Here is a 3,962-nt window from a genome sequence, read left to right on the forward strand (position 1 = left end):
TTAATTTTTAAGCAAATGAGTTGATTTAAACCTTATGTCGCACCGCGCGGCCCTGTTGCCTTTTCCATTCGCGCGATTTGATGGTTTCGCGTTTGTCGACCTGGGTTTTGCCCTTGGCCAATGCCAATTTCACCTTTGCGTAACCGCGGTTGCCAAAAAAAACCTCGAGCGGAATCAGCGTCAACCCGTCGCGCTTCACCGCGCCAATCAGGCGTTTTTGCTCCTGCTTGGTCAGGAGCAATTTGCGGTGCGCTTTTTCTTCGTGCTTTTGCCGCGCGTTGGAAAAATCACCGATGCTGGCGTTGAACAAATAAATTTCGCCATCTTTTAAACCGGCGTAACTATCCGACAGGTTGCAGCGGCCAAGGCGTAATGCCTTGACCTCTGACCCCTTCAGCACAATGCCGGCCGTTAGGTCAGAAATTATTTGGTAATCGAACCGCGCGCGGCGATTTTCGGCGACACGGCCGTGGCTGATGTAACGTTGCGGTTTGGTGGATTTTTTACTCATGTTTATATATTATGTTGATTATCAGCCTTATATTATATTATTAAATTATTATACTGGTCGAACATAACATTATGCCAACCGGCGTCGCCCCACATCCTTATAGGCCGATTAGAATTCTATGCCGGCGTGGCGCATCGCGGCCTCGATGGTTTTTTTACCATCGGCGGAACATTCGGCCAGCGGCTCACGAACAAAGGTAGTCGATTTCCCCATCAGCGACAGGGCGTATTTGGTTGGCGCGGGGGAATTTTCGCAAAACAACGCCTTGCTTAATGGGAACAGCAAGTCGCGAACGCGCGCAAAATTTTTCAGGTCGGCATTTTCAAAACTGGTTATCATTTCTTGGCATAATGCTGGTGCGACATTTGCCACCACCGAAATACAGCCAACCCCGCCCATCGCCAAAAAACCGGCGAGGGAGGCATCCTCCCCCGACAACAAAATAAAATCGTCGCCGAGGGTGAGGCGTTGGTCCATGGTGCGCGGCAAATTGTTGGTCGCATCCTTGACACCGATAATGTTCGGTGACTGGTCGTGAATTTTTTTTATTGTTTCGGGCATGATATCAATCACCGACCGACCCGGAATGTTATAAAGAAAAATAGGAATCTGCACCGATTTGGCGACGCCGGTAAAATGCAACAATTGACCGGCGGGTGATGGCTTGTTGTAATAGGGTGCCACCACCAACAGGGCGTCGGCGCCAGCGGCTTCGGCACGGGTGGCAAGGTCGATAGCCTCGCGCGTGGAATTGCTGCCCGCGCCGGCGATAACCGGCACGCGCCCCGCGGTTTGTTTGACGCAAAGCTCGACGACGCGAATATGTTCATCGTGGCTCAGGGTCGGGCTTTCGCCGGTGGTGCCGACCGGCACCAGGGCGCGACTGCCCGATTGAATTTGCCATTCGACAAAATCGGTGAATAATTTTTCATCGACCGAACCATTACTGGCAAATGGCGTGATAAGGGCCGGCATCGACCCGCGGAAAACTTTTTGGTAATCTTTTGCTTGGAATTTGGTCATGGAATAAAATATGCTTGCAGGTTTTATAGCAATAATTTTGTCATAATACCAGCAGGGTGTTATGCCACGCGCTTATTTTAACAACGCCGGCACCATCGACAATAACAAAACAATCGCCATGGTGATGTTGAAATGACGTTGGCGATTGCCCTGTTGCAAAAATTCGGCAAGGCCGAGGCCGAGCAAGGCCCATAAACTGCAGGTAAAAAGGCTGAGAATAAAACTGATGCCAAGCGCACCGCCGAGGATGCGCAGGCCGTAATTGGCCGGCAGGTACGTGCTGAAGCAATTAACAACCATGATGAGGGTTTTGGGGTTCATCCATTGAAATGCCGCCACCGAAAAGAAACCCACTGGATTAAAAACATGATGCAGGTGATGGTGAAAATATTGACGGGCGGTATAAAATAAACCATGGCGCGGTAAATGGTTGAGCGGGGATAATGACGGACGAGACAGCAGTGATTTTTTTGCCAAGGTGGTTTTTTGCTTTGCCGCGCCGCCCTTGCCTTCAATTGCCGGGTTTAGAGACCGTCGTGGTTCGGATGTCGCCAATTGATAGGCAAAGACCAGCAGGTAAATAACCCCAGCCCATTTGAGCATGGTGTAAAACAAGGGGAATTTGGTGAAGGCCTGGGCCAGCCCCAAGCCAACCACCAGCAACAAAAAGGGAATACCCAACGCCACCCCCAAGATGGCCGGCAGGGAGCGCACGAAGCCAACATTCGCCGCTGAGCTCATCATTATCATATTATTCGGGCCGGGCGTTATAAACATCGCCAGCATGTAGGATGCGAGGGCGAGCCAGGTGTTAAAACCTACCCCCAACATATTTTTTTATTCTTATTATACACGCACCATATTATTAAATATATCACGCGCCAAAGCACGGGCAGGCGCAGACAATTATATTTTTTCGTAAATTAAATAGGTCGGGGTCAGGCCAAATTTTTTATGGGTCGCGGCCAGGGCTTGCGATTTTGTTTCGTAGCGCGATGGTAAGATAAAATCGGGGCGGCTTGACCATTGGTCGGGGGTGTTGTTGCACCAGCGGAATTTTTTATCCTGTTGAAAACACACCATGGTGGATTGCAACAATATCGGTTGGTCGGTGGCAAAAATTATTTGGCCGTGCGGTTTTAACAAACGATAAAAAATTGGCAGGGTAAAGGGCGACAGCATGCGGCGTAACCGATGGCGGTTTTTTGGCCAGGGGTCGGGGTAAAGAATAATAATTTTATCCAAACAACCATCGGGCATGGCGGGTAAAATATGGTGAACATCGTCAGGGTAAATTTTTAGGTTGGGTAATAGATTATGTTGGTTGTGGCCAGCGTCGGCAATTTTTGCCAATAATTTCACCGCGCTATGTTGGAATGGTTCGGCACCGATAAAGCCAATGTCGGGTTGGGTGTTAGCCCCCTTATTTGCCTCATTGCTTGCCCCCTTACTTGCCCAATGATAGAGGTTTTCGCCGCCGCCAAAGCCGATTTCCAACCACCAATGGTTATGCGCCTGCCAAAAACCTTTATCTTTTACATCGGCCAAGGTTAGTTGATAATGGGGTAGCAAATCGCGCCATAGGTTGATTTGCCGGGTGGTTAATTTTTTCCCCACCCGCCGGCCAAAAAATTTCAGATAGGTTGCCGACGGGTTATTGCGGTCGATAATGTATTTTTTTTTCATAAATCCTTAAGGTTTTATCGGCTGAATGTTGGCTTAATATAATAAAATAATTGCTTGCTAGGCTATAAATCAATCGGTTATATTAACCAAGAGGAATAAGGGAGAGGGATAATGACAGGCAAGAGGTGGGGCGTTTTATTATTTTATTTTTTGGCGGTCATCGCGCCGGCGCGCAATCAAGCATGGCATCAGGCGATAGCTCAAGATAAGGCGCAGGCCAATACCGCGGGAAATGTTACGGCCGGGACCACGGCAAAGCCGATTACCAATAACCCGACCAAGGCCGAGCAAGCATTGTTGGATGCCGCCAAAGAGGGCGACACCGACATGGTGCGCGCCCTGATAAAAAAACATGTCAATGTGAATGTGCGGGATAAAAAGGGCGAAACGGCCTTGCTCAAGGCGGCCTATTACCAGAATTTTTATTGCGCCCAGGCCTTGGTCAATGCCGGTGCACATGTCAACCAAGCCGATAACAAGGGCAACACGCCGATAATGGCCGCGGCATGGCAGGGCGATGTTGACACCGTAACCATGTTGATAAAGGCCGGCGCCAATGTGAAGGCAAAAAACAACCAGGGTTACGGGGCCGTGGCCGCGGCATCGGTCTTCAGCCATCGCGCGGTTATCAAATTGCTTCATGACGCCGGCGCGCCGTAACTATTGATGAAGACCGGGGACGAGGCTTTGTGGCATCGCTTTGTTCTCCGCCGTTTTTTTAACACCCCACCGTCCGTCATTC

Annotated in this window: 5 protein-coding genes; 1 reads left to right on the forward strand and 4 read right to left on the reverse strand. The window is 49.8% G+C overall.

Features of this window, described 5'->3' with window-relative positions; genetic code table 11:
• Positions 1–25: 25 nt before the first annotated feature.
• The 4 genes from smpB to QM529_07545 form a co-directional block, all read right to left on the reverse strand.
• Complete coding sequence (smpB, locus tag QM529_07530) at positions 26–511, reverse strand: SsrA-binding protein SmpB (protein MDI9314506.1); 486 nt, start codon at positions 509–511, stop codon at positions 26–28.
• 108 nt (positions 512–619) lie between these two features.
• Entirely contained in the window at positions 620–1,534 is a 915-nt protein-coding gene (gene dapA, locus QM529_07535; GenBank protein ID MDI9314507.1) for a 4-hydroxy-tetrahydrodipicolinate synthase, read from the reverse strand.
• 72 nt (positions 1,535–1,606) lie between these two features.
• Positions 1,607–2,365 (reverse strand): LysE family transporter, encoded by a 759-nt coding sequence (locus QM529_07540; protein ID MDI9314508.1) that lies wholly within the window; start codon positions 2,363–2,365, stop codon positions 1,607–1,609.
• Between the two features lie 75 nt (positions 2,366–2,440).
• Positions 2,441–3,220: a hypothetical protein gene (locus QM529_07545; protein MDI9314509.1), complete on the reverse strand. Its 780-nt coding sequence runs from the start codon at positions 3,218–3,220 to the stop codon at positions 2,441–2,443.
• Between the two features lie 111 nt (positions 3,221–3,331).
• Between QM529_07545 and QM529_07550 the strand changes: the two genes are divergently transcribed.
• Positions 3,332–3,880 (forward strand): ankyrin repeat domain-containing protein, encoded by a 549-nt coding sequence (locus QM529_07550; protein ID MDI9314510.1) that lies wholly within the window; start codon positions 3,332–3,334, stop codon positions 3,878–3,880.
• Positions 3,881–3,962 lie beyond the last annotated feature (82 nt).

Source organism: Hydrotalea sp. (genome assembly GCA_030054115.1).
Lineage (GTDB): Bacteria > Pseudomonadota > Alphaproteobacteria > JASGCL01 > JASGCL01 > JASGCL01.

What these genes read in the sequence shown, in the direction of transcription:
- dapA (MDI9314507.1), bottom strand. Translation starts at nt 1,534, where the DNA reads ATGACCAAATTCCAAGCAAAAGATTACCAAAAAGTTTTCCGCGGGTCG.
- smpB (MDI9314506.1), bottom strand. Translation starts at nt 511, where the DNA reads ATGAGTAAAAAATCCACCAAACCGCAACGTTACATCAGCCACGGCCGT.
- QM529_07545 (MDI9314509.1), bottom strand. Translation starts at nt 3,220, where the DNA reads ATGAAAAAAAAATACATTATCGACCGCAATAACCCGTCGGCAACCTAT.
- QM529_07540 (MDI9314508.1), bottom strand. Translation starts at nt 2,365, where the DNA reads ATGTTGGGGGTAGGTTTTAACACCTGGCTCGCCCTCGCATCCTACATG.
- QM529_07550 (MDI9314510.1), top strand. Translation starts at nt 3,332, where the DNA reads ATGACAGGCAAGAGGTGGGGCGTTTTATTATTTTATTTTTTGGCGGTC.